General features: G+C 68.5%; 19 protein-coding genes and 1 pseudogene. 13 read left to right on the top strand and 7 right to left on the bottom strand.

Features of this window, described 5'->3' with window-relative positions:
* The first annotated feature begins 26 nt into the window (after positions 1 to 26).
* Both QRN63_RS13450 and QRN63_RS13445 read left to right on the top strand, forming a co-directional pair.
* Positions 27 to 851 carry a hypothetical protein gene (locus tag QRN63_RS13450; RefSeq protein ID WP_285031228.1) on the top strand — a complete coding sequence of 275 codons (825 nt, stop codon included), beginning with the start codon at positions 27 to 29 and terminating at the stop codon, positions 849 to 851.
* Positions 852 to 1,523 (top strand): DUF2561 family protein, encoded by a 672-nt coding sequence (locus QRN63_RS13445; protein WP_267316694.1) that lies wholly within the window; start codon positions 852 to 854, stop codon positions 1,521 to 1,523. It abuts the gene before it with no gap.
* Between the two features lie 15 nt (positions 1,524 to 1,538).
* Here the strand turns inward: QRN63_RS13445 and QRN63_RS13440 are convergent, their stop codons facing one another.
* The gene (locus QRN63_RS13440; RefSeq protein WP_285031226.1) at positions 1,539 to 2,141 is read right to left on the bottom strand and encodes a TetR/AcrR family transcriptional regulator; all 603 of its coding nucleotides are present in this window, start codon (positions 2,139 to 2,141) and stop codon (positions 1,539 to 1,541) included.
* An 88-nt stretch (positions 2,142 to 2,229) separates the two neighbouring features.
* Between QRN63_RS13440 and QRN63_RS13435 the strand changes: the two genes are divergently transcribed.
* Entirely contained in the window at positions 2,230 to 2,964 is a 735-nt protein-coding gene (locus tag QRN63_RS13435; RefSeq protein ID WP_285031225.1) for a hypothetical protein, read from the top strand.
* Positions 2,965 to 3,111: 147 nt separating this feature from the next.
* Here the strand turns inward: QRN63_RS13435 and qcrB are convergent, their stop codons facing one another.
* From qcrB to ctaE, 4 genes are read right to left on the bottom strand one after another with little or no spacing between them, the layout of a single operon-like run.
* On the bottom strand, positions 3,112 to 4,749 hold the full coding sequence (qcrB, locus tag QRN63_RS13430; protein ID WP_267316697.1) for a cytochrome bc1 complex cytochrome b subunit: 1,638 nt from the start codon (positions 4,747 to 4,749) through the stop codon (positions 3,112 to 3,114).
* Complete coding sequence (gene qcrA / locus QRN63_RS13425) at positions 4,746 to 5,909, bottom strand: cytochrome bc1 complex Rieske iron-sulfur subunit (protein ID WP_267316698.1); 1,164 nt, start codon at positions 5,907 to 5,909, stop codon at positions 4,746 to 4,748. The genes qcrB and qcrA overlap by 4 nt, the downstream gene beginning before the upstream one ends.
* Complete coding sequence (qcrC, locus tag QRN63_RS13420; protein ID WP_029105706.1) at positions 5,906 to 6,718, bottom strand: cytochrome bc1 complex diheme cytochrome c subunit; 813 nt, start codon at positions 6,716 to 6,718, stop codon at positions 5,906 to 5,908. Before qcrC ends, qcrA begins: the two co-directional genes overlap by 4 nt.
* A 35-nt stretch (positions 6,719 to 6,753) precedes the next feature.
* Positions 6,754 to 7,365 carry an aa3-type cytochrome oxidase subunit III gene (ctaE, locus tag QRN63_RS13415; RefSeq protein ID WP_029105707.1) on the bottom strand — a complete coding sequence of 204 codons (612 nt, stop codon included), beginning with the start codon at positions 7,363 to 7,365 and terminating at the stop codon, positions 6,754 to 6,756.
* 60 nt (positions 7,366 to 7,425) lie between these two features.
* Here ctaE and trpD point away from each other — a divergent pair, with 60 nt between their 5' ends.
* Entirely contained in the window at positions 7,426 to 8,526 is a 1,101-nt protein-coding gene (gene trpD, locus QRN63_RS13410) for an anthranilate phosphoribosyltransferase (protein WP_410506066.1), read from the top strand.
* On the opposite strand, the pseudogene QRN63_RS13405 reads toward trpD, so the two are convergent.
* A pseudogene (locus QRN63_RS13405) lies at positions 8,464 to 10,272 on the bottom strand (DEDD exonuclease domain-containing protein); the annotation flags it as partial. The gene trpD and the pseudogene QRN63_RS13405 sit on opposite strands and share 63 nt — an antisense overlap.
* A 131-nt stretch (positions 10,273 to 10,403) precedes the next feature.
* Here QRN63_RS13405 and QRN63_RS13400 point away from each other — a divergent pair.
* From QRN63_RS13400 to QRN63_RS13385, 4 genes are all read left to right on the top strand, one after another.
* Entirely contained in the window at positions 10,404 to 10,643 is a 240-nt protein-coding gene (locus QRN63_RS13400; protein WP_267316700.1) for a hypothetical protein, read from the top strand.
* Positions 10,644 to 10,796: 153 nt separating this feature from the next.
* The gene (gene ripC / locus QRN63_RS13395) at positions 10,797 to 11,960 is read left to right on the top strand and encodes a peptidoglycan hydrolase RipC (RefSeq protein WP_267316701.1); all 1,164 of its coding nucleotides are present in this window, start codon (positions 10,797 to 10,799) and stop codon (positions 11,958 to 11,960) included.
* An 86-nt stretch (positions 11,961 to 12,046) separates the two neighbouring features.
* On the top strand, positions 12,047 to 12,757 hold the full coding sequence (locus tag QRN63_RS13390) for a peptidase (protein WP_285031223.1): 711 nt from the start codon (positions 12,047 to 12,049) through the stop codon (positions 12,755 to 12,757).
* 90 nt (positions 12,758 to 12,847) lie between these two features.
* Positions 12,848 to 13,972 carry a glycosyltransferase family 4 protein gene (locus QRN63_RS13385; protein ID WP_285031373.1) on the top strand — a complete coding sequence of 375 codons (1,125 nt, stop codon included), beginning with the start codon at positions 12,848 to 12,850 and terminating at the stop codon, positions 13,970 to 13,972.
* A gap of 17 nt (positions 13,973 to 13,989) precedes the next feature.
* Here QRN63_RS13385 and QRN63_RS13380 read toward each other — a convergent pair whose 3' ends face one another.
* Entirely contained in the window at positions 13,990 to 15,777 is a 1,788-nt protein-coding gene (locus QRN63_RS13380; protein WP_267316703.1) for an AMP-dependent synthetase/ligase, read from the bottom strand.
* Between the two features lie 119 nt (positions 15,778 to 15,896).
* Here QRN63_RS13380 and QRN63_RS13375 point away from each other — a divergent pair, with 119 nt between their 5' ends.
* The 5 genes from QRN63_RS13375 (at position 15,897) to QRN63_RS13355 (ending at position 19,274) form a co-directional block, all read left to right on the top strand.
* Positions 15,897 to 16,286 carry a polyketide cyclase / dehydrase and lipid transport gene (locus QRN63_RS13375; protein WP_267317946.1) on the top strand — a complete coding sequence of 130 codons (390 nt, stop codon included), beginning with the start codon at positions 15,897 to 15,899 and terminating at the stop codon, positions 16,284 to 16,286.
* A 108-nt stretch (positions 16,287 to 16,394) separates the two neighbouring features.
* Entirely contained in the window at positions 16,395 to 16,832 is a 438-nt protein-coding gene (locus QRN63_RS13370) for an SRPBCC family protein (RefSeq protein ID WP_285031222.1), read from the top strand.
* Positions 16,825 to 18,078 (top strand): ArsA family ATPase, encoded by a 1,254-nt coding sequence (locus QRN63_RS13365; protein ID WP_285031372.1) that lies wholly within the window; start codon positions 16,825 to 16,827, stop codon positions 18,076 to 18,078. Before QRN63_RS13370 ends, QRN63_RS13365 begins: the two co-directional genes overlap by 8 nt.
* A complete protein-coding gene (locus QRN63_RS13360; RefSeq protein ID WP_267316705.1) occupies positions 18,075 to 18,485 on the top strand; it encodes a hypothetical protein in 411 nt (136 codons plus the stop codon). Before QRN63_RS13365 ends, QRN63_RS13360 begins: the two co-directional genes overlap by 4 nt.
* Positions 18,486 to 18,572: 87 nt before the next feature.
* Positions 18,573 to 19,274 (top strand): lysophospholipid acyltransferase family protein, encoded by a 702-nt coding sequence (locus QRN63_RS13355; protein WP_267316706.1) that lies wholly within the window; start codon positions 18,573 to 18,575, stop codon positions 19,272 to 19,274.
* Positions 19,275 to 19,305 lie beyond the last annotated feature (31 nt).

The following is a 19,305-nucleotide window of genomic DNA, read 5'->3' as shown; positions in this document are numbered from 1 at the left end:
ACAGTGGTCGAGAGGGATAGGCGTACGTGAGCGGGTCACATTCCCCGGGCTCGGATGATGGCGCCCGGGAGTCATCGGGTGTCGGTGAAGGCACCGGCGAAACCGAGATCTATTCGCAGGCCTACTCGGCGCCCGAGTCCGAGCACTTCACCATCGCGCCGTATGTGCCGCCGGAGCCGGCGCTGTACGACTACGACAGCTACGAAGCCAAATCCGAAGCCGACGATGCCCCGCCACCGCGGTGGCCGTGGGTCGTCGGTGTCGTGGCGATCATCGCCGCCATCTCTCTGGTGGCGTCCGTCGCCATCCTCGTGACCCGCAACACCAGCTCGGAGAATGTGGCGACGCCGTCGACCAGCACCACCTCGGCGCCGCCGTTCCAGGACGAGTTCACCACGACGACCACGCCGCCGCCGCCGTCCACGACGACCGAGGCGCCCCCACCACCGCCGCCGCCCCCTCCGTCGACGGTGACCGTGACCCAGCCGCCGCCACCGCCCCCGTCGGAAGAACCGCCGCCCCCGCCGCCCAGCTCTGCCGCGGCCGCGCCGCCGGCGACGACGTCCGCGCCGCCGACCGGCCCGCGCTATGTCACGTACCGGATTTGGGGCACCAAGGCGCCGCTGGACCGCATTTCGGTGACCTACACCGACGCCGCGGGACGCCAGCGCACCCAGCAGAACGTCTACATCCCGTGGATGATCACTCTGACACCGATCTCGATGTCCGACGTGGGCTCGGTGCAGGCCTCCAGCCTGCTGCGGCTGAGCCACCTGAACTGTTCGATTGTGACCAGCGACGGCCAGACGCTGGCCTCGCAGACAAACGATGATTGGCAGACGAGCTGTTAAATGCCGTACAACGCTGAGACTTCAACCCGGTCGCGAGTGACCGGCGGCAGCCCCGAGCAGTTGGACCGTCTTCTGCTCGGCGGCTCTGTGGCCGTGTGGCTGGCGGCCCTGGGTGCGGGGGTGGCCGCTGTCGTCGCGATGGTGGACCTCGGCACCCGGCACACGTCGGGTGCGGCGTCGTCGCACACGCCGTGGCTGCTGTACTCCGTCATCGCGGTGTCCGCCGCGGTGATCGTGGGCGCCATCCCATTGTTGTTGCGCGCCCGTCGCGGTGGGGCAGCGCCCTTGCCGCTGCTCGGCGGCGGGCCGGCCGAGGCCGACGACCGTCGTCCCGCCGGTGAGGTTCCGCAGAGCGCGCTGCGCTCCTTCGACGACCCGGTGGTGCGTCGTTATTCGGCGTCGCCGGCGACCAGCATGTTGGGCTTTCCGGTGGCGGCGGTGGATCAGCTGTGGCTGCGCTGCACGCTCGGGATCGCCGCGGCCATGGGCGGCGCGACGCTGTTCATCTTCCTGGGCGCGTACATGCTGGCCGACCGCCACGACGAGTTGGCCTGGATCCTGTACGGCCTCGCAGTCCTCATCACCGCCGCCATGGTGGCCATTCCCTGGTACTGCCTGCGTGGCCTGCATGCGGTGCTCAAGGCGTCGGCCGAGGACGCCCGGGCCGCCTAGGCCCAGCGCTCGGCGCTACGCGAACGCGCGGATGGTGCGCCGGACGATCTCGCCGACGTAGTCCGGCGTGATCGCATCTGCCGTGAACAAAACGCGGAAATAGACTGGGCTGGCGGCCATCTCCAGCACTGCGCGCGGGTCGGTGCCGGGCGGGATTTCGCCGCGGGCGATCGCGCGCTCGACGACGGCGCCGCTCCGCCGGAACCGCTCCGCCCAGAACCCGTCCCGGGCGATCCGGACGTCGTCGCTGTCGTCGGCGCCGGTCAGTGCGCCGTTGAGGACGGCGCGGATGGCCCGGTCGGCCAGCGCGGTGGCGATGTCGCCGAGGAGCTGTTCGAGGTCTGCCTGCAGCGACCCGGTGTCCGGCGTCGCGACGTTGCTCTTCGTGAAGCTCACCAGCAGGTCGGCGACCAGTGCGGCCTTCGTCGGCCACCGGCGGTAGACGGTCGTCTTGTTCACCTGGGCCCGCTTGGCCACGTCGGACAGCTGCAGGCTCTCGTACCCGGTTTCCGCCAGGAGCTCGAGGGTTGCCGTGTGGACGGCGGCCACGACACGTGCGGACCGGCCACCGGGTCGCGGTCGGGGGACTGCGGTGGTGCCGAGGGTGGTGTCCGTCACCGGTCCAGTCTCGCAGGGCTGTTGACTCGGCAGGGTAGCGGGACATATAAAAGCAACCATAGATGCTTTTAGTGTAGGAGGTACCCGCATGCCGGACCAGACGCTCACCATTGACGCCGTGATCGCGGGTCGCGCCGTGTCTCGAGACGAAGTACTCGCCTGGGAGGCCAGGCGTCTACCGAGAGCCGCGCGCAAGATCGGTCTGGCCGTTCCCTCCGGCGATCTCGCCCGGCAACGAACAGCTTTCGCCGACACCAAGCTGGCCCTGGGGGCGGACGACGTCCGTCGTCGCCTGGCGCGTGATGTCCGGGCGTCCGGCGTCGTCGCCCGTGGGTTGACGGCGCTCTCGTTCGGTCGGCGTGCGACGAGCGTCTGCGACCTGCACGTCACCGGCGGCAACGCCGGCGCGTTCGTGGACTGGTTCACCGACGCCGGCCGAGACGACTACGCCCGCAGCATGATCGCCGCCAACCCCGACCATTTCCTCATCGACACCGCCCCCGACGGACTGCAGGAAGTCATCGAGGCGACCGGCGGTAGCCCCCTCGCGACGCAGTTCTTCATCGACTACGACGACACCTCGCCGCTCGTGACGCCGCGTGACCCCGCGTTCCCCGTCGAGGCGGCCGGGGTGGCGCGTACCGGGGCCGGCCTCGCCATCGGCGGTGTCCGGCATGAGTTCCGCGACGAGGCGAACGGCTTCCATGCACGGCTGTGCATCGAATTCCCTTGGCTCACTGCGCCGTACCTGATCGCCCAGCACCGGTGGCACCTGGCGTGCGAGTTCAGCAATTGGATCGAGGCGGCATTCGCACGCCGTTGAGTCTGTGCCGAGGGCGCAGAGCACTCGGCTTTTCCGGCCCTCAACGCAGACGCAACGCAAAGAACGGTGGCGGGGTAGGGGAGTGGCTCAAAAACGACTTCGGCCCGGTCTGGTGGAAACCAGACCGGGCCGAAACCGTAGATCGAACTAGTGGTGCCCGTTGGAGCCGTTGGGCGAGATTTCGTCCTGGTACTCCTTGAGCGCGGTCAACGCCTTGTGCTCGGCGGCGTGTTCGGCGTCGGCGAGGGCGGCCTGCTCGGCGGCCGAGTCGGCGAACAGGAAGCTGCCGGTACCGGGGGAGCCGGCGGAGCCGAGCTTGTTCATGCGCTTGGGCAGTGCGGCACCCTGGTACTCCAGCGGGATCGGGTGGCCGTGGTCATCGACGGGGCCGAGCGGCTGGTGCAGCTCGACGTATGCGCCGTGGGGCAGGCGCTTGATGATGCCGGTTTCGATACCGTGCTCGAGCACCGCCCGGTCGCTGCGTTGCAGGCCTACGCACCACCGGTAGGTGAGGTAGTAGACGACGGCGGGCAGCACGACCATGCCGATGCGGCCGATCCAGGTGGTCGCGTTGAGGGAGATGTCGAACTTGAGCGCGATGATGTCGTTCATCGCGGCCAGGGTCAGCACCATGTAGAACGCGATGGCCATGGCACCGATGGCGGTGCGGACCGGCACGTCACGCGGACGCTGCAACAGGTTGTGGTGCGCGTCGTCGCCGGTGAACTTCTTCTCCAGGAACGGCCACGCGATCAGCAGACCGAACACCAGACCCATGATCACGGCAACACCCATGACGGCCGGGATGGTGTGGCCGAAGGGGTAGAACTCCCAGGCCGGCCAGATACGGGCGAGGCCTTCGGTCCACATCATGTAGAAGTCGGGCTGGCTACCCGCGGACACCTGCGAGGGCTTGTAGGGGCCCAGCTCCCAGATCGGGTTGATCTGCAGCAGACCACCCATGATGCCCAGGATGCCGGTGACCAGCGCGAAGAACGCGCCACCCTTGATCGCGAACACCGGCATGACGCGCACGCCGACGACGTTCTTCTCGGTGCGGCCGGGGCCGGGGAACTGGGTGTGCTTCTGGAACCACACCAGCGCCAGGTGGGCGCCGATCAGGGCCAGGATGATGCCCGGGATCAGCAGGATGTGCAGGGCATACATGCGCGGGATGATGATGTTGCCCGGGAAGTCGCCACCGAACAGGGCCCAGTGCATCCAGGTACCGATGACCGGGATGCCCAGGGTGATCGAGGACAGCGCGGCACGCAGACCGATACCGGAGAGCAGGTCGTCGGGCAGCGAGTAGCCGAAGTAGCCCTCGAACATGGCCAGGATCAGCAGCACGGAGCCGATCATCCAGTTGGCCTCACGCGGGCGGCGGAAGGCGCCGGTGAAGAAGATGCGGGCCAGGTGGACCATGATCGACGCGGCGAACATCAGCGCGGCCCAGTGGTGAATCTGACGGACGAACAGGCCACCGCGGACCTCGAAGGAGATCTCCAGGGCCGACTCGTAGGCACGTGACATCTGCACGCCGCGCAGCGGCTGGTAGACGCCGTTGTAGATGACCTCGGTCATCGACGGGTCGAAGAACAGCGTCAGGTACACGCCGGTGAGCAGCAGCACGAGGAAGCTGTACAGCGCGATCTCACCGAGCATGAACGACCAGTGCGTCGGGAAGACCTTGTTCAGCTGCCGGCGTACAGCGGCCGACGGGTGGTACCGCGAGTCGATCGCATCGCCTTGTGCGGCAGCGATGTCAGCGAGCTTGGGACTCATGATTTGCGCTCCCAGAATGCCGGTCCGACGGGTTCGATGAAGTCGCCGTTGGCGACCAGGTAGCCCTCTTTGTCAATCGTGATCGGCAGCTGCGCCAGGGCGCGGGCGGCCGGACCGAAGATCGGCCGCGCGAAGTGCAGCGCGTCGAACTGCGACTGATGGCAGGGGCACAGAATGCGGTAGGTCTGCTGCTCGTACAGCGACGAGGGGCAGCCCAGGTGCGAGCACACCTTGGTGTACGCGAAGAAGTCACCGAAGTTGAAGCTCTCCTGGCCCTTGCGCTTAACCACGCGGGACAGGTCCTCGGGCTTGATGCGGATGAGCATCACCGGGTTGCGCACGCCGAGTGCGATCTCGGACAGCTTCTCGTGCGACTCGATGGTGGTGCCGTCGCCGTCGGACTCACGCCACGGGAACACCGTCTCCATGCCGCCCGCGTCGATGTCCTCGGGACGCATCTTCACGAAGGGGGACTCACCCGGCAGGCCGGTGGCCCGGGCCAGGTAGATGGTCTCGCCGTGGAAACGCGGGGTCCAGCCGGACGTCCACAGGACGGCCTTCTTGCCGTCGGCGGTCGGCACGACCGGCTTCCACGGGTTCTTGATCAGACCGCCGATGAAGGCGACCGCGGTGCCCAGGCCGAATGCACCCAGGCCGACGCCGAGCGACAGGCCGATCAGCTTGCGGCGCTTGAGGGTCGAGCCCTCGAGGGCGTCGGTCAGGTTGGCCGCGACGGTGGCGCGGTGGACCTCGGGGGAGGCGCCGTCGTGGCGGTCCTGGATCGAGATCTCCTCGGGGATGAACTTCTTCTGGAAGAGCACCGCGCCGATGCCGATCGCCAGGATCGACAGACCGAACGTCAGGCCGTACAGCGGGGTCGCCAGCGAGTAGATGAACTCGCCCTCGGACTCGAACGGCTTGTACTCCCACGGCCAGAAGAGGAACACCAGCAGTAGGGCCAGGCCGGACAGGCCACCGAGCAGGAGCCAGGCCGCGACCTGACGCTCGGCGCGCTTCTCCGCCTTGGTGCCCTCGACGGGCCAGCGGGGTTCTTTGAAGACGGTCGTGACGCCGTCGATCTTTCCGCCCAGTTCGACGAGTTCCTCGCGCGACATGTCGCGCAGTTCCGCGTCACTGGGAATGTTCACGTTCTCGCTCATGCGCGAGCTCCGATCCACATAGCCGCGCCGATCACGGCGACCATCCCGATAATCCACATCGCCATGCCCTCGGGCGCGGGGCCGAAGCCGCCGAGGCCGTAGCCGCCCTGGCTGCGGGCGTTCGCCGACTCGTGGACGTAAGCGACGATGTCGCGCTTCTCCTCCGGGGTCAGCTGACGATCCGAGAACTTGGGCATGTTCTGCGGGCCGGTGAGCATGGCGGTGTACACCTGCGCCGGCACTTCGGCGGCCTTGCCGAGGTCAGGCGCGTACTTGCCCGACGACAGCGCGCCACCCTTGCCGGTGAAGTTGTGGCACGACGCGCAGTTCAGACGGAACAGGTCGCCACCGCGGGCGACGTTCTCACCGAGGAACGAGTGCTGGTTGATCTGGCCGTTCGCGTCACGCGGGACCTGCGGTCCGCCGCCGTTGGCCTGGATGTAGGCGCCGAGGGCGTCGATCTGGTGCTCGTCGAACGCCGGGTCCTTACGGGGCGCCTGGGCCTCACCGCGCATGGCGGGCATGCGGCCGGTGGACACCTGGAAGTAGACGGCCGCGTCGCCGACGCCGATGAGGCTCGGGCCGCGGTCCGTGACACCCTGCAGGTTGGCGCCGTGGCAGGAGACACACGACGTTTCGAACAGCTGCTTGCCGGTGCGCAGCAGAGCCAGCTGCGACTCGTCTGCCTTCGCGACCTGAGGCCGCGGAGTCAGGGTGGCCGCCAGGCCACCAGCGACTAGAAGTCCGAGCAGCAGCAGCATTGCTGCTGAGAGGCGCCGGTGTAGCCGGCGACGGGACTTGCTGGTCATCGAACCCCTTCTCATAGGAAGCATCGGCGAGCCGATCAGCGAACGAAGTAGATGGTGGCGAACAGGGCGATCCACACGATGTCGACGAAGTGCCAGTAGTAGGACACAACGATGGCAGCGGTGGCCTGGGCCGGCGTGAACTTGCTCATCTTCGTGCGGGCCAGCAGGTAGATGAACGCCACCAGACCGCCGATGACGTGCAGACCGTGGAAACCGGTCGCCAGGTAGAACACCGAACCGTAGGCGCTGCTCGGGATCGTGGTGCCTTCGCTGACGAGCATGAAGTACTCGAACGCCTGGCCACCGACGAAGAACGTGCCCATCAGCAGCGTGATGACGTACCACCGGCGCAGGCCGAAGACGTCGCCGCGCTCGGCGGCGAACACGCCCATCTGGCAGGTGAACGACGACGCGATCAGCACCAACGTCACCGGAACGGCCTCGGCCAGGTTCAGGTGCGTGGGGGGAGGCGGCCATACGCCGCCTGCCTGGGCGCGCGCGGTGAAATACATTGCGAACAGTCCAGCAAAGAACATCAACTCACTGGAAAGCCACACAATGGTGCCGACACTGACCATATTCGGCCGGTTCAGCGAATGCACCCGCGACGTGATCGCGGTTCCGGAGGTACCTACAGCGCTCGTCACAGCGGTAAGTATGACGCTTTGTAGTTGTTGAACTCCACCCGGGTGCCGACATTGGCCATAATCGGGTCCGTGCCAACCACCGATCCTCATCAGGAACCGACCACCGATGGGCCGCTGTGGCCCCAGATCCTGGGCCGGCTGACCACCGGCCAGAACCTTGCCGCGGGTCAGGCGGGGTGGGCAATGGACCAGGTCATGACGGGTACCGCCACCCCGGCCCAGATCGCTGCATTCGCCATCGCGATGAAGATGAAGCGGCCGACCTCCGCGGAGGTCTCCGAACTCGCCGACGTGATGTTGCGACACGCCCGAAAAGTGCCCGCCGACGCGCTCGCCGCGATCGGCAACGATGTCGTCGACATCGTGGGCACCGGCGGGGACGGCTCCAACACCGTCAACCTGTCCACGATGGCGTCGATCGTCGTCGCCGCGTGCGGGGTGCCGGTGATCAAGCACGGGAACCGGGCGGCGTCGTCGTTGTCCGGCGGCGCCGACACTCTCGAGGCGCTCGGCGTGCGGATCGACCTGTCGCCGGGTGACGTGGCCCGTTCCGTCGTCGAAGTCGGTATCGGGTTCGCGTTCGCGCCGCAGTTCCATCAGTCCTACCGGCACGCGTCCTCCGTGCGGCGGGAGATCGGGGTGCCGACGGTCTTCAATCTCCTGGGGCCGCTGACGAATCCGGCGATGCCGCGAGCCGGCCTGATCGGCTGCGCCTGGGCGGAACTGGCGGAGGTGATGGCCGGGGTGTTCGCCGCGCGCGGCTCCAGCGTCCTGGTGGTGCACGGCGACGACGGCCTCGATGAGCTGACCACCACGACGACGAGCACCATCTGGCGCGTGCAGGCAGGCACGGTGGAGCGGCTGACGCTGGACCCGAAGGCCTTTGGTTTCGCCCGCGCCGACCTGAGCGAGTTGCGCGGCGGCGACGCCACGGCCAATGCGGAGTCGGTGCGTGCGGTGCTGGCGGGCCAGGCCGGCCCGGTCCGGGATGCCGTGGTGCTCAATGCCGCTGGTGCCATGGTGGCTCATGCCGGGCTATCCAGCGACGCTCAGTGGGTACCGGCGTGGGAGCGGGGGCTGGCCCGCGCCACCGAGGCGATCGATTCGGGTGCTGCCGAGCAGCTGCTCGCGCGGTGGGCTCGGTTCACCCAGAAGGTCTGACCGCTGCGCCTGCTGCGCCGCGGCCCGGGCCGACCGGGCGGTGGCGGCCCACTCGGCCCACCGCCCGGCCGCGGTGATCGGTAGGCAGTAGCCGGATTCGTCGTCGGCGGAGGTGCGCACGATCCGTACCCCGGGTGCGGCCAGCCAGCGCACGATCAGCGCCACCTCCTCGACCGGCGCGCCGCCCAATGGCCGCTCCGATGTCAGGATCACTTGTGCCGCAGCGGAAATCGCGTCGACGACGGGCATCGGGGGCACTCGCCGCGGCGCGTTGCCGGCGGCTGCCAACTGGCCGTACCGGACCACGACGAGGTGCCAGCCGCCGGCGCCGTCGGGCCGGGCGGCAACCAGTTCCGGCAGTGCGGTCAGCGCGCGCAGGCGCTGGCCGCGCCACAGGCCGTCGATGACGGTCGCGGCGTGGTCCCGGAGCCGCGCGGCAGTCTCATAGCGCCCCTCGGCCGCCAGGTCGTCGATATGTTTCAGTGCCGTCCTGAGCGCGGAATCATCAACGCCGGCAACATTTTCCGCGGCCTGCTCGGCGAATTCGGCATAGGCTCCGGCGGTGATGCCGCGGGCTGCCGGACACGGCGACAGTTCCCGCTCCGGACACTGCGGCCCGTGTTCGGCGGCCCGCGCCAGCCGTGTCGTGCAGGTCCGTACGCCCGTGAAGCGGGCCAGCAGCAGAGCTGCGTCGACGGCGTCGGCGTGGGCCCGGAACGGGCCGACGGCCCGATCGTGCCGCGGCGTCCGAACGACGCTGAACCGGGGGAATGCCTCATCGGTGAGCACCACCCACCACCACTTGTGCGGCGCCTTCGAGCGCCGGTTGTAGGGCGGCGCGTGCGCGGCGAGGAGCCGCAGTTCGCGCACCCCGGCCTCCAGTTCGTGGGCGCACTCGACGTGGTCGACGCGGACCGCCAGTGACGCCATCTCTTTCATGCGGGCCCGGGGGTCGGCGCCGGTGAAGTACTGCCGGACCCGCCGGCGCAGATCGACCGCGGTGCCCACGTACAGCACCTCCTCGGACGGTCCGCGGAACAGATAGACGCCAGGGGAGTTCGGCAGCGCGTCGGCGAGCTTGCGGTTGCGGCGCTGTGCCTTGGTGACGTCCGGGAGATAGCCGCGCAGTTCGGCCAGCGTGTGCACACCCTGGTTGCCGATGCGCTCGAGCAGCCCGTGCAGCACGTCGACGGTGGCGCGGGCGTCGTCGAGGGCGCGGTGTGTGGGCGTGGTGGTGGCGCGGAACAACCGGGCGAGCTCCGAGAGCCGGACGCTCGGCGCCTCGTCGCGCGTCAGTACCCGGCGGGCCAGCTTGACCGTGCACAGCACCGGCGGGTTGGGCCAGGGCAGCTGCGCCCGCTCGGCCGCGGCCCGCAGGAAGCCGATGTCGAAGCCCGCGTTGTGGGCGACCAGGACGGCGCCGCGGCAGAACTCCAGAAAAGCGGGCAGCACCGATTCGATGCGCGGGGCGTCGCAGACCATCGCCGTGGTGATCCCGGTCAGCTGCACGATCTGCGGCGGGATGGCGCGTCCCGGGTCGATCAGGGTGGCCAGTTCGCCGATGATCTCGCCGCCGCGCACCTTGACAGCGCCGATCTCCGTGATGGCGTCCCAGCCGCCGCCGGTGTCGTCCGCCCGGGCCCGGCCGCCGGTGGTCTCCAGGTCGACCACCACGAATGTGGTGTCACGCAGCAACGCCTCATCGAGGTCGAAAGCCAACTGGTCGGTGGCGCTGCCGGAGCCCATGACGTGACAGTAGGGGCCGGCACCGACAAGAAATCCCATCGATGTCATTCCGTGATCCGGTTGCTGATCACCCGCACTTTTTTGTCGGTGGACGTCGCTAGCGTGCGCCTCAACCGATGAAGGAGTCAGAGATGAAGTTCGACAACGGGCCGGTCAAGATCGACTGCGACGACTGCGCGGTGCGCGGTCCGGGCTGCGGTGACTGCGTCGTCAGTGTTTTGCTGGGCGTGCCAGAGACCTTGATGGACGACGAGCGGCGCGCCCTGGAGGTGCTGGCCGACGCGGGCATGGCGCCGCGGCTGCGGTTGGTTCCGATCGGTCGGCCCAAAGACGGGATCGGGCGCGACTCAAGCGCTACGGGTGTGGCGTGACGACGCTCACATTGTGATCCTGGTTAACGGGATCGGGGGGCGGGCTGATAGATTGGCCATTCCCGTTGGACAACGCCGATGCCGTTTCGTAACCTATTCGAGACCTCACTGAGTTCGAAGCGGCTCGAACCCGCAGTTGAAGGACGCGAAATCTTGAGTCTCCACCGCACACACCGCACTAAATGCGGTCTTAAACGACCAGTAGCCGGTGCGATCGCGGGGCTCACCATACTCGGTAGCGTATTTGCGGGCAACGTCATGGCCGAGCCGGCGGACGACGCCGTAGCAAAGCTCAACGAGCTGTCCCGCCAGGCGGAGCAGACCACCGAGGCCATGCACGCCGCGCAGCTCGATCTCGACAAGAAGCTGGCTGCCGCGAAGGCTGCCGATGCCAAGCACGACGCCGCCGCCGCGGCCGCAGAGGTCGCCAAGGGCGATCTGGCTACCTATCAGACGTCCGTCGACCAGATTGCTGCAGCGCAGTACATGGGTGGCCGCACCGACGGCATCGACGCCATCCTGACCGCCGATTCCCCGCAGGGCCTGATCGACCAGCTCTCGATCCAGCGCGTGATGGCCAGTGAGATGGCCGCGCAGATGGCCAACTTCCACAGCGCCTCCGACTCCGCCACCAAGGCCGAGGCCGACTCTGCCAAGTTGGCGTCCGAAGCCAAGACCGCGGCCGAGCAGGCCGCTGCCGTCCGAGCCGATCTGCAGTCCAAGCAAAGCAAGCTGCAGGTGCAGATCGCCATCGTCAAGTCCCGGTACACCGCGCTGACGCCCAGCCAGCGGCAGGCACTGGCGGCACTGCCGCCGGCCCCGGCCGCCGCGCCGCCGGCCCCGGCCCCGGACGGCCTCCCGCCGAACCCCGACGCGCTGCCGCCGGCCCCCGGCCAGGATCCGTCCATCAACGCGGCCGGCCCCAACCCGCCCGTCGAGGGCGCGCCGCTGCCGGAAATCGCCGGCGGCACCGCCGCCGGTCAGATCGCCGTGCAGGCCGCGCTCACCCGTATCGGAGACCCGTATGTGTGGGGTGCCGCCGGTCCAGGACAGTTCGACTGCTCGGGCCTGGTGATGTGGGCGTTCCAGCAGGCGGGCATCTCGCTGCCGCACTCGAGCTATGCGCAGGCCGCCGGTGGACAGCCGGTGTCGCGCGACCAGATGCAGCCGGGCGACGTCGTGAGCTACTACTCGGACGCCTCGCACGTGGGCATCTACATCGGTGACGGCATGATGGTCCACGCCTCGACGTTCGGTGTGCCCGTACGGGTGGCGCCGGTCGACAACGCGCCGATCTACAACGTGCGTCGCTACTGAGTCTCTCCCGTCGGGTAGTTCTCGGCCTTCTCGCCGCAGAGTCGGCTGCGGCCGCGTTCGTACTGAGCCGCGGCCATTCGGCTGACGTGCCGGCCGCCCCACCGCCCGCCGTGCCATCCGCGCCGACGGCGCCGACGACCCTCCGGCTCGCTGACGGCCGAACCGCCGAACTTCTGGCCCTCGACCCCGGTTCGACGTTGCCGGGACGCATCACCACCGAACTCGACGGCGCGGTGGCCGCGGTCACCGCGTTCTGGGGCGAGGACTGGCGCCCGCAGATCACCATCGTGACCACCGGCACCGACGAGGAGTTCCGCGCACTGGCCGGCGGACGTGCAGAGTTCGCCGCGGCCACGACCGTCGACCGCATCGTTTTCGCGCCCGGCGCCGCGGCAATGGGGCCCGGCGCGCTGCGAATCGTGTTGCGCCACGAGCTTTTCCACTACGCCTCCCGGCCCGTCACGGCCGCCGACGCGCCCTGGTGCCTGACCGAGGGCGTCGCCGACTACGTCAGCCGCCCGCGCACCCCGCGACCAGCACCCGCCGACATGGCGGTGCTGCCCGCCGACGCCGATTTCCAGGTCACCGGGCCGGCCCTGTCACTGGCCTATGACCGCGCCTGGTGGTTCGCCCGATTCGTCGGCGCGCAGTTCGGCGACCCGGCCCTGCGCCGGCTGTATCTGGCGGCGTGCGGCGCCGGTCACCCCGACCTCGATACCGCGCTGACCGCCACGCTCGGCGCGGATCGCGACGCGTTGACCGTCGCGTGGCAGCGGTGGCTCGCGGACCGGGGCTGACGCGATAGCCTGACCGCGATGTCCTCCCCGTCGCTCCGCTCGCCCCAGACGTCCTCCCCGTCGCTCCGCTCGCCCCAGCCGTCCTCCCGGGTGCTGCTGCTGACCAACGACTTCCCGCCCCGTCGTGGCGGCATCCAGTCGTATCTGGAGAGCCTGGTCAATGAGCTGATCGGCCGCGGGTCGCACGAGCTGACGGTGTACGCCCCGAAATGGAAGGGCGCGCCGGAATACGACAAGGCCGCGGCGGCGGGTTATGAGGTGGTCCGCCACCCGACGACGCTGATGCTGCCCGAACCGACCGTCGCGCTGCGGATGCGCCGTCTCATCGCCGAGCACGAAATCGACACGGTGTGGTTCGGCGCGGCCGCGCCGCTGGCGCTGTTGGCCCCACTGGCCCGCGATGCGGGAGCGACCCGGGTGGTGGCCAGCACACACGGTCACGAGGTGGGTTGGTCGATGCTGCCCGTCGCGCGAAACGCGTTGCGGCACATCGGAAACAACACCGATGTGGTGACCTTCGTCAGCCACTACACACGCAAGCGGTTCGCCGCGGCGTTCGGGCCGGACGCGGCACTGGAGTACCTGTCGCCCGGCGTCGATGTCGACCGCTTCGTGCCCGACGAGGTGGCCCGGGCCGAGTTGCGGGCCCGCTATGGGCTGGGGCAGCGGCCGGTGATCGTCTGCCTGTCCCGCCTGGTGCCGCGCAAGGGACAGGACATGCTGATCCGGGCGCTGCCGTCGATCCGGCAGCGGATCGACGGCGCCGCGCTGGTGATCGTCGGCAACGGGCCGTACCGCGACGACCTGGAGAAGCTCGCGCGCCGCTACGACGTCACCGACCATGTGGTGTTCACCGGCGGGGTGCCCGGCGACGAATTGCCGGCCCACCACGCGATGGCCGACGTTTTCGCCATGCCGTGCCGGACCCGGGGGAACGGGCTGGATGTCGAGGGCCTGGGGATCGTCTTCCTCGAGGCCTCGGCGTCCGGCGTGCCGGTGGTCGCCGGTGATTCCGGTGGCGCACCGGAAACCGTCGTCGAGGGCAAGACCGGCCATGTGGTCGACGGTCGCGATGTCGCCGCCATTGCGACCGCTATCGGTGACGTCCTTGCCGACCCCGACCGGGGCGCCGCGATGGGCGCCGCCGGCCGTCAGTTCGTCGTCGACAACTGGCAGTGGAAGCTCAAGGGTGAGCGGCTCGCTGAATTGTTGTAGCGCTGCAGCGCTATTGCTCAGCTGTAGAGCGCGGCGATCTCGGCCGCGAACTTCTCCGCGACCACCTTGCGCTTGACCTTCAGGGTCGGTGTCAGCTCACCGGTGTCCTCGGTGAAGTCGACCGGCAGGATCCGGAACTTCCGGACGGCCTCGGCCTTGGACACCGTCTGGTTGGCGTCGTCGACGGCCTTCTGGATCTCGGCGACCAGCGCCGCGTCTTCGGCCAGGTCGCCCACGGATGCGCCGGCGTCCTTGTTGTTGCGCTGCTTCCAGCCTTCGAACGCCTCGGGATCGATGGTGATGAGTGCGGCGATGAACGGCTCCTGATCGCCCACGCACATGGCCTGGCTGATCAGCGGGTGTGCGCGCATGACGTCTTCGAGCGGGGCCGGGGCGACGTTCTTGCCGCCTGCGGTCACGATGATCTCCTTCTTGCGCCCGACGATCGACAGGTAGCCGTCGTCGTCGATGGCGCCGAGGTCGCCGGTGTGGAACCACTCGTCGGTGAAGGCCTCGCCGGTGGCGGTCGGGTTGTTCCAGTAGCCGCTGAACACCACGCCGCCGGAGAGCAGCAGCTCGCCGTCCTCGGCGATGCGCATGTTGTTGCCGGGCACCAGCTTTCCGACGGTGCCGACCTTCAGCTCGCCGATCCGGTTGACGGTGATGGCGGCGCTGGTCTCGGTCAGGCCGTAGCCCTCGTAGATGGTGACGCCGACGCCGCGGTAGAAGTGGCCGAGGCGGGCGCCGAGCGGCGCGCCGCCGGAGATGGCGCCGACGCAGTTGCCGCCGAGGGCCGCCTTGAGCTTGCCGTAGACCAGCTTGTCGAACACGGTGTGCTTCAGGTTCAGCAGCAGTCCGGCGCCGCCGGTGTCCTGCGCCTTGCTCCACTCGATGGCCGTGTCGGCGGCGATCTGGAAGATCTTGCCCTTGCCATCGTTGCGGGCGTTCTGCTCGGCGGTGTTGTAGACCTTCTCGAACACGCGCGGAACCGACACCACGAGCGTCGGTTTGAACACCCCGAGGATCGGCACCAGGTTCTTGATGTCGCTGGTGAAGCCGAGCGTCACCTGGTTGCTGAAGCCGGCCACCGCGACGGCGCGGGCCAGCACGTGTGCCAGCGGCAGGAACACCAGCAGCTTCTGGCCCTTGGCCAGCAGGTCGGGGAAGCAGGCCTTCACGCCGCGCAGCTCCGACAGCAGGTTGGCGTGGGTCAGCTGGCAGCCCTTGGGGCGGCCGGTGGTGCCGGAGGTGTAGATCAGGGTGGCCGGGTCGCTGGACTTGATGGCGGCCAGGCGGGCGTCCAGCTCGGCGCGGTCCACGCCGGCGCCGGCGGCGGCCAGCTCATCGAGAGCGCCGCCATCGATGACCAGCACCTCACCGAGCGCGGGCACCTCGGTCCGGATGGATTCGATCTTGGCGGCGTGGGAATCGGTCTCGGCGAAGGCAAAGACGGCGCCGGAGTCGGCCAGCACGTGCCGGATCTGATCGGCGGCCGAGGTCTCGTAGATGGGCACCGTCACCGCGCCGATCGACAGGATCGCGAAGTCGATGATGGGCCATTCGTAGCGGGTCGCCGAGAGCAGCACCACGCGGTCGCCGGGCTTGACACCCTTGGCGATCAGGCCGAGGGCGGTCGCTCGCACCTGGTCGGCAACCTCGGCGCTGGTGACGTCGGTCCAGGTGTCTCCGACCAGGCGCTGGATGGCTACGTGTTTGGGGTCGTCGCGCTCGAGGGAGTACACCGGGGCGACGACGTTGTCGTATTCGCCGATGGTGAACGATGCGGGAACGCTGAACTCACGCACGGTGTGGCCTTTCGGGTCAGAGCAAGGCAGTACTGGCAGCAGTGCCGTGACAGCAATGCCGTGCTCAGCGTAGTCGGGTGCTTCATCACACTGTGGAGGCGTATGTGAAGCTGGTCGGGATGAACAGCATCCAGATCGCCGACGAGACCTTCGTGTGCGCCGACCCAGCCGCTGTCGGTGCCGCCGTGGCGAACCAGAGCAGCTGGCGGCGCTGGTGGCCGGACCTCAAGCTGACGGTCGTCGAAGACCGCGGTCCGGCGGGGCAACGGTGGACCGTCACCGGTGCGCTGACCGGAACCATGGAGGTCTGGCTGGAGGCCGTCATGGACGGTGTCGTGCTGCACTACTTCCTGCACGCCGAGCCGACGGGCGTGTCCGGAGCCGCGCTGGCGCAGCTGAACCTGGCCGACCTCAACCATCGTCGCCGCGTGGCCGGCAAGGACATGGCTTTCGAGATCAAGACCGATCTCGAGCGGACCCGCCCGGTGGGCGTGTCCCGGTTGGCCTGAGGCTCGGTATCGCCCCGCCGGGGCGGGGCGCTGGCGGTACATTGAGAGCTCGGCAGACGGGTGTCCGACGCCCGCGCCGGGCATCGTAAAACTCGGGGAAGTGGACACGTGGCGGACAAGACTGCGCAGACCATCTACATCGACGCCGACCCGGCGACCGTGATGGACGTCATCGCCGACATCGGCTCATATCCCGACTGGGTCGCCGAGTACCCGGAGACCGAGGTCCTGGACGTCGACGCCGACGGTTACCCGAAGACGGCCCGGTTGGTCCTCGACGCCACGGTGCTCAAGGACACCATGGTGTTCGCCTACCGGTGGCCCGCCGACCGCAAGTCGGTGAGCTGGTCCCTGGTGTCCAGCACTCTGCTGAAGGCGCTCGAAGGCACATACCGCTTGTCGCCCAAGGGTTCTGGCACCGAGGTAACGTACGAACTGGCGGTCGATCTGATGATTCCGATGATCGGACTGCTCAAACGCAAGGCCGAGCGCCGCTTGACCGACACGGCGCTCAAGGACCTGAAGAAGCGAGTCGAGTCTGAGTGACGCGGACCCTGCTGGGCGTGCCAGGATCAGTCTGTTCGTCGGTAAGGGTGGAGTAGGTAAATCGACGGTGGCCACGGCCACCGCGGTGCGTGATGCCCGGGCCGGGCAGCGGGTCCTCATCGTGTCGACGGACCAGGCCCACTCCACCGGTGATGTGCTCGGCGCGGACGTCCCGCCGACCGGGCTGCGGACGCCGACGCAGGTTCCCGTCGATGACGGCGCCGGCGTCGTGCTGGACGCCCTGGCGCTCGACACCCTGGCGCTGCTGGAGGCCAGGTGGCGTGAGGTGGCCGCGGTGCTGGTCGCCCGGTTCCCGGACTCCGATGTGGGAGACGTTGCACCGGAGGAACTTTCGGCGCTGCCCGGGATTCAGGAGGTGCTGGGTCTGCACGAGGTCGCCGAGCTGGCGGCATCGGGCAACTGGGACCACGTGATCGTCGACTGCGCCTCGACCGCTGATGCGATGCGGATGCTGACGCTGCCGGGCGCGTTCGCCCTGTACCTGGAGAAGGCCTGGCCGCGGCACCGGCGCCTGTCGGTCGGTCTGGCCGATGCGAAGACGGCCGCCATGGTCGTCCTGGTCGAGCGCCTCGCCGCCGCCACCGAGGCGCTGGGGGAGCTGCTCGACCAGCCGGACGTCACCGCGCACCTGGTGCTCACCCCGGAACGGGTGGTGGTGGCCGAGGCGGTGCGGACGCTGGCGTCGCTCACCTTGATGGGCGTGCACGTGTCCGAGCTGATCGTGAATCAGGTTCTGATCCAAGACGATTCGTACGAGTATGTGAACCTGCCCGCGCACCCCGCCTTCGACTGGTATGCCGAGCGGATCGCCGAGCAGCGCAGCATGCTCAGCGATCTGGATGCCGCCGTCGGCGACGTGCGTCTGGTACTTGTGCCGCACCTGGCCGGCGAACCCATCGGGCCGAAGGCGCTCGGGGAACTGCTGGAGGTGTCGAGGCTGCGGCACGGCGCCGCGCCCCCCGCACCGCCGCGGCCCATCGTCGACCGGGAATCGGGCTCAGGATTGGCCGCTGTCTACCGGCTCCGGATAGAATTGCCGCAAATCGACCCGGGGTCTCTGACGCTGGGCCGCGTCGACGATGACCTGATCATCGGCTCGGGTGGCACCCGGCGCCGGGTCCCGTTGGCATCAGTCCTGCGCCGTTGCATCGTGACCGGCGCGTCGCTGCGCGGCTGTGAACTGACTGTCCGTTTTCGCCCCGACCCGGAGGTGTGGCCCAAGTGACGCACACCGATTTCGGGGCCGATTCCCTCGGCGACCTACCGATGGACCTGCGGCTGCTGGCCCAGGCGCTGCTCGACAAGATCGATCCCGTCGTCCGGTTGTCCGTGGCCATGCTCGCCGACGGCGAGAACCCGAGTGACTGCAACCAGGTGTGGTGCCCGGTGTGCGCACTGGTCGCCCTGGCCAACGACGAACAGCATCCGATGCTGACAGCCATCGCCGAACACAGCACGACGTTTCTCGACGCGGTGCGCGCCGCGCTGGCCCACCAGGGCCCCACCGGCCCGCACCCCGAGCCGCCGACGGACCCGTCCGGTCCGAGTGGCCGACACCGTCAGCCCGACGATCCGGTGCCGCCACCAGGTCCGGGTCGATATCAGTCCATTCCGGTATCTGTGGAGGAATGACCAGTCCGCTGCGGGCTGTGGTCGGGCCGACAGTCGGTGGGTAAAGTTGTCGGGGGCACCGTCCGGGGGCCCTCAGCGGGAGGTTCGATGTTCTTCTGGTTCTACAAGTACATCTTGATGGGCCCGTTGCTGCGTTTTCTGGGCCGTCCGAAGGTCACGGGGCTGGAATACGTTCCCGATCACGGCCCCGTGCTGCTGGCCAGCAATCACCTCGCCGTCGTCGACAGCTTCTACCTGCCGCTGGTGCTGCGCCGGCGAATTTTCTTCCTGGCCAAGGCCGAGTACTTCACCGGTACCGGCATCAAGGGCAAACTGATCAAGTTCTTCTATTCGTCGACCGGGCAGGTGCCCATCGACCGCACGAACGCCGACTCCGCGGCCGACGCGCTGACGGCCGCCGCCAAAATCCTCGACCAGGGCAAGCTGCTCGGCATGTACCCCGAGGGCACGCGGTCGCCGGACGGCAAGCTCTACAAGGGCAAGACGGGCCTGGCCCGCATCGCGCTGGAGACCGGCATCCCCGTCATTCCCGTCGCCATGATCAATACCGACGTCGTGAACCCGCCGGGAAGCAAGATGTGGCACTTCGCCCGCGTCGAGGTGAAGTTCGGTAAGCCGATGGACTTCCGCCGTTTCGAGGGTCTGGCCGGCAACCGGTTCATCGAACGCGCGGTGATCGACGAGGTCATGTACGAGCTGATGCGGCTGTCCGGCCAGGAGTACGTCGACCTCTACGCGGCCGATGTCAAAGAAGGCAAGACGCCGCCGCCGGCGATCAAAGCAGGCTGAGCGGCCAGAACGATAAGGCCGAGGATTGGTG

Source organism: Mycolicibacterium sp. lyk4-40-TYG-92 (genome assembly GCF_030209435.1).
GTDB lineage: Bacteria > Actinomycetota > Actinomycetes > Mycobacteriales > Mycobacteriaceae > Mycobacterium.
This window is presented reverse-complemented; position numbering and strand designations above follow the sequence as displayed.